General features: G+C 46.1%; 14 protein-coding genes. 8 read left to right on the forward strand and 6 right to left on the reverse strand.

Annotated elements, in window-relative coordinates; translation table 11 throughout:
* Positions 1-44: 44 nt before the first annotated feature.
* The 4 genes from RUMAL_RS19340 to RUMAL_RS19355 form a co-directional block, all read right to left on the reverse strand.
* Positions 45-1,367 (reverse strand): NYN domain-containing protein, encoded by a 1,323-nt coding sequence (locus RUMAL_RS19340; RefSeq protein ID WP_013483777.1) that lies wholly within the window; start codon positions 1,365-1,367, stop codon positions 45-47.
* 6 nt (positions 1,368-1,373) lie between these two features.
* Positions 1,374-1,628 (reverse strand): hypothetical protein, encoded by a 255-nt coding sequence (locus RUMAL_RS19345; protein WP_013483778.1) that lies wholly within the window; start codon positions 1,626-1,628, stop codon positions 1,374-1,376.
* A 144-nt stretch (positions 1,629-1,772) separates the two neighbouring features.
* Positions 1,773-3,164 (reverse strand): relaxase/mobilization nuclease domain-containing protein, encoded by a 1,392-nt coding sequence (locus tag RUMAL_RS19350; protein ID WP_013483779.1) that lies wholly within the window; start codon positions 3,162-3,164, stop codon positions 1,773-1,775.
* On the reverse strand, positions 3,161-3,490 hold the full coding sequence (locus RUMAL_RS19355) for a plasmid mobilization protein (RefSeq protein WP_013483780.1): 330 nt from the start codon (positions 3,488-3,490) through the stop codon (positions 3,161-3,163). The genes RUMAL_RS19350 and RUMAL_RS19355 overlap by 4 nt, the downstream gene beginning before the upstream one ends.
* Before the next feature lie 543 nt (positions 3,491-4,033).
* Here RUMAL_RS19355 and RUMAL_RS19360 point away from each other — a divergent pair.
* From RUMAL_RS19360 to RUMAL_RS19375, 4 genes are all read left to right on the forward strand, one after another.
* Positions 4,034-4,657: a CHC2 zinc finger domain-containing protein gene (locus RUMAL_RS19360; protein ID WP_013483781.1), complete on the forward strand. Its 624-nt coding sequence runs from the start codon at positions 4,034-4,036 to the stop codon at positions 4,655-4,657.
* Between the two features lie 107 nt (positions 4,658-4,764).
* Complete coding sequence (locus RUMAL_RS19365; protein ID WP_013483783.1) at positions 4,765-5,157, forward strand: hypothetical protein; 393 nt, start codon at positions 4,765-4,767, stop codon at positions 5,155-5,157.
* Entirely contained in the window at positions 5,150-5,335 is a 186-nt protein-coding gene (locus RUMAL_RS19370; RefSeq protein WP_013483784.1) for a site-specific integrase, read from the forward strand. The genes RUMAL_RS19365 and RUMAL_RS19370 overlap by 8 nt, the downstream gene beginning before the upstream one ends.
* Entirely contained in the window at positions 5,335-5,580 is a 246-nt protein-coding gene (locus RUMAL_RS19375) for an HU family DNA-binding protein (protein WP_013483785.1), read from the forward strand. The genes RUMAL_RS19370 and RUMAL_RS19375 overlap by 1 nt, the downstream gene beginning before the upstream one ends.
* A gap of 275 nt (positions 5,581-5,855) precedes the next feature.
* Here RUMAL_RS19375 and RUMAL_RS19380 read toward each other — a convergent pair whose 3' ends face one another.
* Positions 5,856-6,044: a hypothetical protein gene (locus RUMAL_RS19380; protein ID WP_013483786.1), complete on the reverse strand. Its 189-nt coding sequence runs from the start codon at positions 6,042-6,044 to the stop codon at positions 5,856-5,858.
* Positions 6,045-6,630: 586 nt separating this feature from the next.
* Between RUMAL_RS19380 and RUMAL_RS19385 the strand changes: the two genes are divergently transcribed.
* The 4 genes from RUMAL_RS19385 to RUMAL_RS19400 all read left to right on the forward strand — a co-directional run bounded on the left by RUMAL_RS19385 (position 6,631) and on the right by RUMAL_RS19400 (position 11,035).
* Positions 6,631-6,864: a hypothetical protein gene (locus RUMAL_RS19385; protein WP_013483788.1), complete on the forward strand. Its 234-nt coding sequence runs from the start codon at positions 6,631-6,633 to the stop codon at positions 6,862-6,864.
* A 147-nt stretch (positions 6,865-7,011) separates the two neighbouring features.
* Positions 7,012-8,535, forward strand: a complete 1,524-nt coding sequence (locus RUMAL_RS19390; RefSeq protein ID WP_013483789.1) for a recombinase family protein — start codon at positions 7,012-7,014, stop codon at positions 8,533-8,535.
* A 2-nt stretch (positions 8,536-8,537) separates the two neighbouring features.
* A complete protein-coding gene (locus RUMAL_RS19395; protein ID WP_013483790.1) occupies positions 8,538-9,413 on the forward strand; it encodes a recombinase family protein in 876 nt (291 codons plus the stop codon).
* Positions 9,398-11,035, forward strand: coding sequence for a recombinase family protein (locus RUMAL_RS19400; RefSeq protein WP_013483791.1), 1,638 nt, complete (start codon positions 9,398-9,400; stop codon positions 11,033-11,035). Before RUMAL_RS19395 ends, RUMAL_RS19400 begins: the two co-directional genes overlap by 16 nt.
* A 229-nt stretch (positions 11,036-11,264) precedes the next feature.
* Here the strand turns inward: RUMAL_RS19400 and RUMAL_RS19405 are convergent, their stop codons facing one another.
* Positions 11,265-12,344, reverse strand: a complete 1,080-nt coding sequence (locus tag RUMAL_RS19405) for a site-specific integrase (RefSeq protein ID WP_013483792.1) — start codon at positions 12,342-12,344, stop codon at positions 11,265-11,267.
* Between the last annotated feature and the right edge of the window lie 19 nt (positions 12,345-12,363).

A 12,363-nucleotide genomic window follows, 5' to 3' on the forward strand; every position in this document is an offset into this window, starting at 1 on the left:
GTTGTAAGAAACGGTCAACCGCTAATCCGGCCGACCGTCCTTTCTTACCTTTGAATTTCAATCACAAATTTATCCTGAACAACCTTCAGCTTCAAATTTCTGACATACCGATTGCAGAAATTCTCCATTTCCTTTTTGGTAGCCGTGACCCTTGTGGCTTCATATATCTGCTGAGTAAGCTCCATGGGATTCTGACCGATAAGCGTAGGAAAATGCTTTTCAAGCTCGGCAAAGAGCACCGCTTTTTTCATTTCCTCCGTACCTGCGGAACAGAAATCGTCTATCGCACAGTAATAGATACCATGCTGTGACAGTGCTTCTTTTATTGCCGAACCGCACTTTTCATACTCATACATTACAAGAAATTGGGCGTTCGGCAGGCTTTCGATAAGTCCCCAAAAGTCGGAATCGCTCGAAACGATAATGAACGATGTTATGCCATCACGGTAAAAGTCCGTGACAACGCTTGCGGTCATTCGCACGTCAACAAGGGATTTCCTGTCGGATACTCGCTCTATCTCGATATGCTCGGTGGGTATCTGCGTAAACTTTGAGAGCCAGTCCCAGCCTGCGGTAGTGTTCGGATCGTCATAGAGCGTTATTTTTTCAATCTTGGCTAATTCGTCCTGATTTAAGCCTTTCAGAACACTATACAGCTTGAAGGGGTTTGAATTCTCGCAGTCAACGGCAATAGCCGTTTTGGCTGAATCATCAATAAATTCGTAAATATTATTTCGTGTTTCATCGTCTGCATCACGGTATTTCGTGTAGTCGGAAAAAATATCGCCGTGCTGCTCATAAACTAATTTTAGAAATTTTCTGTCGGTGTAAATTATGTTTCCCCGATCTTCCGGTGTCCAATGTATAAACATTTGAAACGGGTAATGTTCTATGTTCGCCATGTACTTTGCAAACTCGTCCCGAAGCACCTGCGGGCGCTGGTACTTTGGTATATAGAACAGATCTCGGATATAATCCCAGTTCACCCAATCGTAAAATAGGTGTGAGCACTTATCAATATTTTCGTTTATCAGCTTTGTGAGATCCGTCATATATTTTTCAGAACGGTAATTTGCCTGAATAATCGTGAACCCCCACTTTTCAAGCTGCTTGATGTTGTCGTGGTCGTACCATTCCAGAGTGTGAAGATTTTTAAGATCATAGTGCATGGCTGTGTCTGTTTTCTTGAATTTCTGCATAAGGGTCGTCCGCAGCTTGCACAAATATCGAATTACGGTAGCGCTACGGTCGGCATAAAGTTTGCCCAGAAGCTCACTGCACTCGGCAAAATGAGTTTCAAGAATATCCTTGCGGACTCCGATCATATATGAGATAGTAGTTACTACTTCTTTTGTATAAACTGTCAATATTCATCATCCTCTTTCATCATCTGTATTTGCTATGTGCTTGTCAATAACAGCGATAATCTGTTGCAGCCTGCTCTCGCCGATGCCCTTTATTGTGGCAATGTCGGCTTTCAGGCTATCATAATCAATGCTCTGTGATTCGGCAGCACCGTACCCCTGCGCATAAACATTCTGCACGAACTGCTCCATTTCAGTGCGGTTCATAGCTTTTATTCGCTTGTAAAGGGTACGGTCTATCAGCTGTTCTTTTTCGTTTTCCATTGCGTTCACCTCCGATCTGCTCTTATAAATATTATACCATAACCGGAGGTATTATTCAATGAAAAGACGGTGAAATAAAGCTATAGCTGCGAAAACAAACCATGAAATCTTTTTTAGCAAAAGCAGCCGGCACGTTTTTTTGTGTCAGCGTTTCTTTCTCTTTTTTCTCGCCTCCTGCTCCCTGCGCTGACGTTCTTCCTCAATAAGTTCCGCAACATAATCACGCTTCGACAGCCTGTCGTAAGTGTCCAAAATATCTTGGTATACAGCATACTTCTGCTTGCAGCCTTCAAGTTTTTCCTTGAGGGCTGCTATTTTTCTGCCTGAAATTGCGGCACGTTCTCGGAGGGTATCAACATCTGACATTGTTAGCAGACCGTTATTTTGCATAGCCAGCCTGCAAACTGACAACTTGCTTTGCTCCGTGGCAGACAACTCGGTCTTATGTGCAAGGGTATAGTAAGTCTGCGACTGCTCCAGCAGGCTCATCATTTTGTTGTACTCCATGATTTGCTGATTTATCTCAGCCTTATATTTTTCAGACAGAGTTTTCTGCTCCTTAGCCTTGTACTCCAGATCACTGAGCGAATGAATATTTTCCTTGTTCATGACGGACATCTGTGCTGACAGCTTGTAAACATCAAGGTCGTTACCAGCTGAGTATGGCAATTCACTGTTTTGCTTTCTCGGAACTTTTCTGTGCTGGTCTGCAAGCACACGAACATCTCCGATTACAGAGGCATAGGCTGCCCTCAATTCTGCGTCGCTGTCATGCGAAGGTGCAGTACCCTCACCCACTTCACGATACTGTATGCGTGTGACAAGGCTTTCTTCGGTGTACTCCTCTCCGAGCGTTTTGGTTCTTACAAAGCGAAGCTGTCCCGGTGCTTTGATGGATATATACTTCCCGCGCTTTATCTCATAGCCCAGCCCTTCAAGAGCCTGCAACAGTTCATCAAGCGAATTAACTGTGGGTATCAGCTTGTCGATCTCTTCACGAATCTGCTGTTTCCACGAAGTGCCGTTCTTTTTATGTTCCCATTCGTTGTACTGCATAGAATGACCCTTGTCCTCAAAGTGAAGTGCAGGAGTAATACCTAAAGCCCGGCATACACCGTTTGCGTGTTCACGGACATACCGCAAAGTTGCTTGGTTGTCGTTATACTTGCGTCCGGAAATGGAGTAAGAATTTAGTATGATATGACAATGTGTGTGCGAAGTATTTGTATGAGTTGCGATGACCGCCTGAGCATCGTCACCAAAAGTGTTACGCACGAAAGCCATAGCTACCTTCTGAGCGTACTCGGGCGTGACATTTTCCGAATCTGCAAAACTCATGATGTAGTGGATAGCTTTGACAGGAGTTTTCCCCTCTCTATTGATAGGTTCATCATAACTGCGGCGAGTGTAGAACTCATAAATCATCTTCATCTGCAAATATGCGTCCTGCGCATCAGTTGTGCAATTTATGGAGGTCGCTAACACCATGCCCTCGGTTTTTTCGGGATTTAATATGTAGGCTATGCTTTTGTTCACTGTTCCGTGAATGGATTTTGACTTAACGTATGGGATAGCTTGGACACTTCCTCTCTTAGTTTTTCAACGTCCCCTGCGTAGATGTTGTTCGTTTCATTTGCCTTTTTAGCGATCTGGTTGATATTGTTGGAAATTATTCTCATGCCGTTCAGGAGGGGGATAAACTTTTCCATGTCATAATAATTCATCTCTCCATGAACAGCCATGTGTCTTATGTACGTTCCTGTTTTCGTGTGACAGACGGCAGCCCTGCGTTCTACCTCCGCCCATTCTTCAAGTGAAAAGTCTATCTCCTTGCGATGCACCTGTTTGTATTTTCTTGCCATAATTCATGACTCCTTTCATTTCTATGAAAATAATTACTGCTTCCCGAGAGGGGGCAACAGTTAAGGGTGACGGGTTCCATTAACAGCCAAATTGCAGGGGGGTACGACTGCGATTTGGAAGAAAGAGCCAAAGAATACGGCTCTTTCTGTACTTGCTGGCTGTGTGCGCTTAAAAAATATATGGATTCCGAAAAATCCATTTTTTAGCCTATTTGAACTTACCCCCACACATTATTTTTCGCTGCAAAAACAGACGAAATTTTTACCCCTTTCATAAGTTAGGGGTCGGTAGACAGGATTTTTTACGTCACCTAAAACAAAATCATGAAAATAACCATACAGGCACGATGCAAACTTGCCGATGCTTGTGCAATTATACAAAATTTCCAAAAACTCGCCTTCCAGACCTCAAAAAAATGGCTTCCCGACCCCTAACTTATGAGAGGGGCAGAAATGCCGATGATATTTTATCGCTGAAATATTATTTAGCTTGCCTGTTTTATCTGCCCCACTCAAATACAAAAAATGTTAAGGGAGGCTGATATGTCAAATATCTTTCAGGACATAAAGGATAGGATCGACCTGAAAGACCTTGTAAGGTATTACGGTTTAAATGTTGACCGGGGCGGATTTGCTTGCTGCCCCTTTCACAACGAACGCAACCCTTCCTTTAAAGTCTATGAAGATCATTATCACTGTTTCGGGTGCGGTGCGCACGGGGACCACACAGACTTTGTTGAGAAGCTCTACGGGGTATCGAACATTGAAGCTGCAAAAAAAATCAGTCACGACTTCGGGCTGGGGCTTTGCGACGGGGAAATAGCCATCCCCGCAAAACGCAAAAAGCTCCGACCCCCTAAAGATGAAGGATTTGAATTGTGGGTGAAAGAATCGGTACCTCTGCTGATTGAGTATAAAAAGCTGCTGCAATATTGGGGCAAAATCTACGACCCCCGCAGTCCGATAGATAAAGTTGATGAGCGGTATATTGAGAGCGTCCACAATCGCGGGTACGCAGAATATTTCCTCGATCAGCTGCTCTACGGTACCGAGAACGAAAAACGTGCGATGTACGAAACGGACAGGGACTACCCTTTGACAGTAAAAATCCGGCTGGACAGTTTGGACACCGTCTGCCGGAATGCGTGTAAATCTAAAGCAATATAAATGGAGGACTAATAAAATGATGAAGTTTCTTATAGGTGCGGTATTCTGCGGGTCGGGAGCTTTCTTCCCGTTCCTGCTGGTCGATGATGACATGGAGGTCGTGTCCGATGAAGTTTGAAAATCGTGACACCGAAGTGTTCATGTACCTTGTTCGGATATTTGTTGCGGACAAGCACAACTACCTGCTGCCGACAACGGAGCATTACAAGGTGAATCCGAACAAAACGCTGCTCGGGTATTACGACGATGAATATATCTACCTTATGCCGAGCGTCCTGCTGGGAATGTGCGATGATTATCTCACGAAGATAGGCAGACCTAAGATAAATATTCAGAAGGTTCTGAACACTCTGTTCAGGGCGAACCTCATAAAAGTCGGCTGGGTGATGCGCAAGGATCTTCGCTACCGCCCCGAAAAGCGTATCGGAAACACACGACGCAGATATATCACCTTCATCAGAAGGGAGCTTAGAAAAGAGAGGGAAGATAGCAATGACTAACGAAAAGCTGAGATACCAGATGATACTCGCGGGCGTGAGTCTGACCGAACTTGCCGAGAAGATGGGCATTACCGATGAGGAGATGGTGGCGAAGATGAACACCGAAATGTCTGTTATGGAAAAGTTCAAAGTGGCGTCCGCGATCTCCGATATTATCGTGGAAAGAGGCGATGACTAATGGATACACGAGAATTTACCAAAGAGCTTGCAAGCCGCAAGGGTATCTCGGAACAGTCGGCGTACCGCTACATAAATTCGGTGATGGACGTGCTTCGGCAGGTTCTGACCGAGGGTGAGGAAGTGAGGGTCGGCAGCTTCGGACGCTTTACGGTCGTTACCGATCTTTCGGGGGATAAGACCGTAATGTTCTGTTCGGCGAAATCGCTGAAGCAGGCGGTAAATGCGGGCGAGGGAATGATCTGAACACCGACGCGGTTTCGGTCAAGGTAAATGAAAACGGGAGAATGATATTCAACTTCAAGGGGATACGCTCCTATCATGGTGAAAAACTTTGAGCAGCTGACAGCTTTCTCAACAATAAAAAAGAGGACTGCAACTCGGCAGCCCTCACATTGTTTGAGAAATATATTACAGCATAAGTTTGTACCCTATCAGTCATCGTGATTATATTACAGCTATGCCCAAGCATTTATGTAATCGTGAAATACACTGATGGGTACAAATGATTGTTACAGCGTTCAAGCCGCAAGCTCGAAGATTTTTAAAAGCTGTTCCTCGGAGAATCTTCCCTGACCCCCATCGCTCCAGTCAACAAAGATCTGGTCAAAATCATCAATGTAGACTATTGTTGCTGTTGAGCCGATGGGTCTGCTCCCGTCGAAATCCTTGATGAGTTTTACCGTCATACCTACTGTTATTTTTTCCATTTTACTGCCTCCCGAAAAGTGTTTGCTGTGACAAACAGCTTTATCATTATACTACATCATACGGGTTGTGTCAATCGGCGATCCGACGATTTTTCACGGCAAAAGAAAGGGGGCTGCCACGCAGCAGCCCCACGATCTCCGAGCCGAAGCTCGATTGCCCTTTTGCCAAATGCCGTTCGTCCATACGGCATCGCCCAAAGAATAGTATATCACTTCGGGTAACGGTTGTCAAGTGGGTATTGATGAATTTTGAGCATAATTTCGGAACGGTTCGTCCGACCCTAAGAAAAAACTATACGAATAACATTACCATAATACCCTTTGCCCTGCACTTTTGATTGCAAGTCGAGTTATTGACATTCTATGAAAATTGCGTTAAATTTCCGATTTCATAAGAATTACTCTTGACTTTTAGCACTTTAAAGTGTAAAATCAAAATAGCAAAGGGGAACACTCCCCGAATACACGGGGAAGGAGGTTAAATGCACAAAAAGATAGTAACTGCGGCTATTAGCCGAGTGACCGAAAACAGCGGCAAGTTTGTTGAAACAGCACCTGCCTACCTTATTATAAAGGGGGCGGTATGATGAAAACTCTGCTCTATGGACAAGCCGAATACTATTACGCCATCAGCTGCCAAATGACGCGCAGACTCGAACAGCAAGGTATTATCACCGCCGATCAGCGCAGGCGGATCGACGAGCTTGACCGCAAGTCAATCTATGAAATGTATCCGTCGGTTGACGATCTGGAAACCGAAACAAGCGGCAGCGAAAATGCTGACGATGATAATAACGCCGATAACGATACGGCTTCATGAGCGCCTAATATTATGCGGAGCAGGTCAAGCGCCTGTTCCGTATATAAAAATATGAAAGGTCAACTGTTTTGTAGCAAGGCTGTCAACCGTATTGTAAGGAGCTTGTCAACTGTTCCGTTGGAATGAATAAGAAGGGAGAAATTTGGTATGAACAACATGATAGTAGTACCTGCGGCTGCAAAGGTTCAGCGAGGGCTGACAAGGGTGGCAGCTTATTGCAGAGTATCCACAAGTCAGGAGAATCAGGAACATTCTTATGAAGCGCAGGTGCGGTACTTCACCAACCTGTACCGCAGTTCATCGACCGAAACGTTTGTCGGTATCTATGCCGACGAGGGTATTTCGGGAACGAGCCTTGACAAGCGCACCGAGTTTCAGAGAATGATAAACGACTGCCGTGCGGGAAAGATCGACCGCATAGTTACAAAATCGGTCAGCCGATTTGCCCGAAATACAAAGGACTGCCTTGAAACTCTTCGTGAGCTGAAAGCACTTGGAGTGACCGTGGCTTTCGAGAAAGAGAATATTGACACTTCAAGGCTCTCGGACGAAATGATGATTACGGTCATGGGTGGTCTGGCTCAGGAGGAATCACATTCCATTTCAAGGAATGTCCGCTGGAGCATACAGCGTAAAATGGCAAACGGTACTTTCCGACACGCAAGGGTGCCTTACGGTTATGCTAAAGACGATGAAACGGGAAATCTTATCGTTGACCCCGAACAGGCGGAGATCATTCGCAGGATATTCAATATGTATGTGAACGGCACGGGTGCGCACAAGATCGCCCTCACGCTCAATGATGAAAAGATACCCTCGCCTACGGGGATCGCGTGGAACAAGAAAACTATACTGAAAATTCTTGACAACGAGAAGTACACTGGCGATACCATGTGGCAGAAAACCTACTCCGAGTTCATGGGAGAAAAGTTCAAGCCAAATCACGGGCAGGCGGCGAAATACTACATTGAGGGCAGTCACGAAGCTATTATCAGTAAGGAGCTTTTCGAGATGGCGGCTAAGGTGAAAAAGAAAGCCGCGCCCAAGAGCTTCGAGAAGAACAATACTCCGTTCAGGAAAAAGCTGATCTGCAGAAAATGCGGTCATACCTACACCTTTATTTCCTCTAAGCGTCGTAATTACTGGCAATGTAACTGCCGAAGTGCAATAGATAAGCCTTGTGATAACAGAGTGCTGTATAATGATGAACTGGAATCCGCTTTCACGGCATTGTGTGACAAGCTCCATGTTCACGGTACCGTTATCCTCGGCAAGTGTGCCGAGCAGCTTGCGGAACTGCAAAGACTTGAACAGTTCGGAACGGCAGAGGGCGTTAAGCGAATGAAGGAGCTTTCCGACCTCAAAGACCAAAAGCAGCGGTTCAGGGGACTGTATGACAAGCACTTCATCTCGGAGGAAAAGTATCAGCAGCAGATAGGCGAGATAGACCTAAAGATTGAAAGGCTGTCGCGGGAAATGTCGCGGCTGTCGGGAGCTAATGACGGAATTAGCGGCGAGATAAATACGCTGCTGGAGATGTTCGAGGATTACGAAGGTTCTGACGATGATAAAAAGGAGATTATCGAATCGGCACTTGAAAAAATTACGTTTGTGGACGAAACGCTGACATTCCGCCTGCAATGCGGTCTTGAATTTACAGAGGTGGTGTAATTATGGCAGTAAGAAAAACGCCGTATGGGTACATAATAGCGAACGGCAGAATCGCAGTCGATGCTGAGGAAGCAGAGGTCATCAAGCGTATCTTTTCCGATCGTATCAGCGGTCTTTCGGGCGTGAAGATAGGCGCGGCGCTCTTTGCCGAGCATATCGAGCCATTCACCGAAAGCGAGAAAAAAGCGGCTGACAGGATTTATTCCATTCTGAATGACGAACGATACTGCGGAGCTGACGACTATCCAACGATAATAAGCGAGGAAACCTTTGCCGCTTCAAGAGCCAGCATGAATAAAAAGACCTTTGGAAAAGAGCCTGACACCTACACTATACTCCGCAAGATGTCGTTCTGCTCCGAGTGCGGCAAGAACCTGGCACATTTCTCCGATCAGACAAGAGAGCTGCGTTGGCGCTGTACCAAAAAGGGCTGTATCAATTCCAAACCGAGAATAACAGATGTTGATTTCACAGCTTCGGTACTTGAAGTTCTGAACGCTGTCATTGAAACTCCCGAAATGCTTGACACGGGAGAACAGCTCACCGAATATGTTCCCGATGATAAAGTGGCAGCGATAGAAGCCGAATTGAAAGAACTGTTTGCGGCTGTCCCGATAGATCATGAGCGGGTCAAAGCCAAAGTGTATGAATTAGCAACAGCGAAGTACAACTGCTGCACTTATAATCGCATACCTTATATAACAGAGGAACTTGTGCATATTATTCAAGGCTTTACGCCCTCGGAAGAGATCAACAAGCAAATGCTCACAAAGACTGTTGAGAAGATAACATTTGATAAAAACAAAGTGATAACCGTTACTTTCAAAAACGGCAGAAAAATAGCGGCAAAGGAGGGAGAAATATGTCAAGACCGATAGAAGCGGCTTCAAACGTCAAGATAATTCCTGCAATGTCCTCGGAGGAGTTGAAACAGGCAAAGTACAGGCAGACGAGAGTCGCGGCTTACTGTAGAGTATCTACCGATCATGAGGAGCAGGCGAACAGTTACAAGGTGCAGATAGATTACTACACGAACCTCATAAATTCCAACTCCGAGTGGACAATGGCTGGTATCTATGCTGACGAGGGTATCAGCGGAACGCAGACCAAGAACCGCAAGGAGTTCAACAAAATGATACGCAAGTGCCGGCAGAAAAAGATAGACCTTGTGCTCTGTAAGTCTATATCCCGTTTTGCCCGAAACACCGTGGACTGCCTTGAATATATCCGCGAGCTGCGCCTGCTGGGTATCGGCGTTATCTTTGAAAAAGAGAACATAAACACCCTTGCTATGAACAGCGAGTTTATTATATCGCTGTACGGGTCGTTCGCTCAGGCGGAGTCGGAATCAATAAGCAAGAACGTTTCATGGGGAATAGAAAAATCTTTCAAGGAAGGGAAAGTAAAATATGTCATGGACAAGACCCTCGGATACCGCATGGGCGAGGACGGCAAGCCATACATTGTCGAGGAAGAAGCCGAGATCGTGCGGCGCATATATCGTATGTTCCTCGACGGTCTGAGTATGCAGAGGATAGCCGACATAATGCAGGCGGAGGGGGCTGCCCGAAGAAGCGGCTGCACTACATGGAACCGCAGCAACGTCAATTATATTCTCAAAAACGAGAAGTACGCGGGTGACGCTATCCTGCAAAAGAGCTATACGATTGACTGCATCACTCACAAGCGGGTCAAAAACAACGGCGAGAAGAACAAGTACATTCTGCATGACTGTCACCCTGCGATAATCGACCGAGACACCTACAACCGCACTCAGCAAGAACTTACAAGGCGCTGTACGATAAAGCAGCGCAGCGATAAAGCCGTGACAGCTCAGGGGCGGTACGCCAGCAAGTATGCTCTGACCGACATAATGATCTGCGGCGAGTGCGGCACACCTTACCGTCGCGTAGTGTGGAACTCTCATGGGAAAAAGCTGCCCGTCTGGAGATGTATCAACCGCCTTGATCACGGCAACAGATACTGCAAGCATTCCCCGTCGCTAAATGAGGAACACTTACAGCAAGCGATAATTGATGCTATAAACACAGCATATACACATAATACGGCGTTTCTGCAAAGCATGGAGAACAATATTTCCATTGTTTTGAACGATGAGGACAAGAACAACACCGAACGGGTCAGAATAGAAAGCCGCCTTGCGGAGATAGACAAGGCTCGTGACGACCTGATACATCTTGTAACAAGCGGTTCGGTCGGAGAGGATTCTCTCGACAAGGAGTTTGAAGCCCTGAACGACGAGGAAAGCTACCTGAAAACACAGCTTGAAGCTATGAAAAGTCAGACCGAGAAGCGTGATGAAGTACGGTACTCCATAATGTCGGCGGTCGAGGGCATTGGAGAAATGGAGAACACTATGGTCGATTACGATGAAGTTGCGGTCAGGAAGATGATCGAGTGCATAAAGGTTTTGTCAAAGACCGAAATACTGATCATTTTCAAGGGCGGTTATGAATGTAATGCCGTTGTGGAAAAGTGAATAATAACAGCCTGCGTTCTTGCGTATCAGTAAGCGGCGCAGGCTGTTTCCGTCTTAGGGCAAGTATACGGCACTTTTGATTTTTGGCATGACAAAAAACGTCCGAAAGCAGAGCCGTCAAACGTTCGTAAAACTCTCAATTTTGCACTTCAACCCGAAAAAAGTATGCAAATACACAGCTTTTTCAGGACTGATTTGACCACCCGTTTACGTTAAAGACAAAGAAATCTTACCAACTGAACATATCCATGCAAGCCCTTTTACGTTCAAAGTTGGAGTGAACATAAAGCCGCATTGTCAGTTCTACGCTGCTGTGTCCGAGTATCTCCGACAACGTTTTAACATCGAAGCCCAGCTCAATCGCTCTGCTTGCCCAGCCGTGGCGCAGGGCATGATAATGGATATGTGGCAGCCCCAGCTTCTTTAAAAGCCTTGAAAAACGGTACTGCATGGCTCTCGGCTCCATAGGCTTGTCCTTCCCGGTCAGCAGAAAACAGCCGTCATCAGCCTTGAATGACCGGAGCATTTCTATCATACATTCGGGGATAGGTATAATGCGGCGTGATTTCTCGCTTTTCGGCTCGCTGATAATGAGCTTGGTTTTGCCGCCGCCCTCATGGTTCTGTATGCGCTGCATGGTCTTTTTCACGGTCAGTGTGCGGTAATCAAGGTCGATGTCTGCCCATGTAAGAGCGCACAGCTCGCCTACACGAAGCCCGGTGTACATGGTGAGGGCAATACCCATGCCGGCAAGAGTGGGCTTTTCCGTTATGTACGATTTCAGCTTGTTTTCCTCGTCCTTGGTGAGCAGACGCACCTCCTTCGACTGCTTCTTGGGCATTGTGATACCGTCAAATACGTTTTTAAAGCCGTATTCCCGTGCGGCATACTTGAACATCGACTTCATCAGCACAAGAATATCCGAAACATAGCGGCTTGAAAGCCCATTGCCGATCTTGGCGTTCATGAAGCCGTATATCTCCTTGCTGCCGACAGCACAGCAGTTCATAGCTCCGAACGACGGTATTATGTGCTTTTTTAGCTTCAACCGATAGTTTTCAAGCGTGGATTCTTTGACACGATTCTGCACCGACAGCAGCCACTCTGCCGCAAGGGTGGCTATTGTCATTTTCGATGCCGGAATGTTCGGAACAGCGGAAAACTGCGTCAATTCGTGCTTTCTGCGAACTTCTTCCGCTGTCGCACCATAGTATGATTTGTACCTGCGCTTGCCGTTCTCGTCCTTGCCGAGGTAGACCCGCCCCTCGTATCGCCCGTCCTTGCGGGCATAGATGTTTAGTGTATTCATTTGTTTTTCTCCTTCAAAA

Source organism: Ruminococcus albus 7 = DSM 20455, from assembly GCF_000179635.2.
GTDB classification, from domain to species: Bacteria; Bacillota; Clostridia; order Oscillospirales; family Ruminococcaceae; genus Hominimerdicola; species Hominimerdicola alba.

Bases quoted from the DNA above. Each gene is read 5' to 3' on its own strand.
- RUMAL_RS19345 (WP_013483778.1), bottom strand. From the start codon at position 1,628: ATGGAAAACGAAAAAGAACAGCTGATAGACCGTACCCTTTACAAGCGA.
- RUMAL_RS19355 (WP_013483780.1), bottom strand. From the start codon at position 3,490: ATGGCAAGAAAATACAAACAGGTGCATCGCAAGGAGATAGACTTTTCA.
- RUMAL_RS19360 (WP_013483781.1), top strand. From the start codon at position 4,034: ATGTCAAATATCTTTCAGGACATAAAGGATAGGATCGACCTGAAAGAC.
- RUMAL_RS19365 (WP_013483783.1), top strand. From the start codon at position 4,765: ATGAAGTTTGAAAATCGTGACACCGAAGTGTTCATGTACCTTGTTCGG.
- RUMAL_RS19370 (WP_013483784.1), top strand. From the start codon at position 5,150: ATGACTAACGAAAAGCTGAGATACCAGATGATACTCGCGGGCGTGAGT.
- RUMAL_RS19375 (WP_013483785.1), top strand. From the start codon at position 5,335: ATGGATACACGAGAATTTACCAAAGAGCTTGCAAGCCGCAAGGGTATC.
- RUMAL_RS19380 (WP_013483786.1), bottom strand. From the start codon at position 6,044: ATGGAAAAAATAACAGTAGGTATGACGGTAAAACTCATCAAGGATTTC.
- RUMAL_RS19385 (WP_013483788.1), top strand. From the start codon at position 6,631: ATGAAAACTCTGCTCTATGGACAAGCCGAATACTATTACGCCATCAGC.
- RUMAL_RS19390 (WP_013483789.1), top strand. From the start codon at position 7,012: ATGAACAACATGATAGTAGTACCTGCGGCTGCAAAGGTTCAGCGAGGG.
- RUMAL_RS19395 (WP_013483790.1), top strand. From the start codon at position 8,538: ATGGCAGTAAGAAAAACGCCGTATGGGTACATAATAGCGAACGGCAGA.
- RUMAL_RS19400 (WP_013483791.1), top strand. From the start codon at position 9,398: ATGTCAAGACCGATAGAAGCGGCTTCAAACGTCAAGATAATTCCTGCA.
- RUMAL_RS19405 (WP_013483792.1), bottom strand. From the start codon at position 12,344: ATGAATACACTAAACATCTATGCCCGCAAGGACGGGCGATACGAGGGG.